Below are 1,074 nucleotides of genomic sequence, written 5' to 3' on the forward strand. Positions count from 1 at the left end.
CTGAAACAATGGCGTTGATTAACGAAATCAATAAGTCTTTATTTTCCTCTACGCCAAAAAGTTTCTTAAAGGCTACATCCACACGAGGCGTAATGGCTTGCATATTAACTATAATTTAGGTTTTAAAATTGATACACTTGGCATGTATGCTTACAATACGTAATTAGGCATGTGTTACTCGTTCTGTTTATTTATTGGGAAGATACGTTGTATAACTGTTCTACTTGGCTAATGGTTAAACCAGTAACTTTGGCTATATAGGCAATAGGTAGCTTTTCTTGAAGCAAATTTTGGGCTATAGCCATGGCTTTTTGGGTTTCCCCTATTTGGATACCTTCTTCTTTTCCTATTTGGATACCTTCTTCTTTACCTATTTGGATACCTTCCTCTTTGCCTATTTGGATACCTTCCTCTTTGCCTATTTGGATACCTTCTTCTTTTCCTATTTGGATACCTTCCTCTTTGCCCTCATTTTTAGCTTTTTTAACTGTATTTTCTTCGACCCATAACCNNNAAGTCTTTAAAATACAGTGCATTACTTTCTTCTTCTGTGATACGAAATACATTATNTATAGGCAATAGGTAGCTTTTCTTGAAGCAAATTTTGGGCTATAGCCATGGCTTTTTGGGTTTCCCCTATTTGGATACCTTCCTCTTTTCCCATTTGGATACCTTCCTCTTTTCCTATTTGGATACCTTCTTCTTTGCCTATTTGGATACCTTCCTCTTTGCCCTCATTTTTAGCTTTTTTAACTGTATTTTCTTCGACCCATAACCACTTTAAATGGCCTTCATACAAGGTACGTTCTTCTGGTGTAAAGTTCATAACATTCAGTACCTGTAGTGCCTTTTTTAAATGGACATCGTTTAAAGGAGGAGGTAAGTTGTCTTTGTTTAGCAAATCATGTCTTGTTAAAAAGGCTACCCATCTATCTAGTGCTGTCTTAACCTTAACGACTAAATCGGTTAAGGCTTCGTTTGGATTATCGGTAAACTTCTTTAGTTCAATGGTGTGTAATTCTAAGTCTTTAAAATACAGTGCATTACTTTCTTCTTCTGTGATACGAAATACAT

General features: G+C 35.8%; 2 pseudogenes (both only partly in view). Both read right to left on the reverse strand.

The features are described from left to right. Positions 1-103 (reverse strand): annotated as a pseudogene (locus EDM02_RS02235) (Rpn family recombination-promoting nuclease/putative transposase); its annotated part reaches 313 nt to the left of the window's first position; the annotation flags it as partial. A gap of 462 nt (positions 104-565) precedes the next feature. Then, positions 566-1,074: pseudogene (locus EDM02_RS06140) on the reverse strand (Rpn family recombination-promoting nuclease/putative transposase) (it continues 380 nt past the right edge of the window).

The organism is Candidatus Cardinium hertigii (assembly GCF_003788695.1).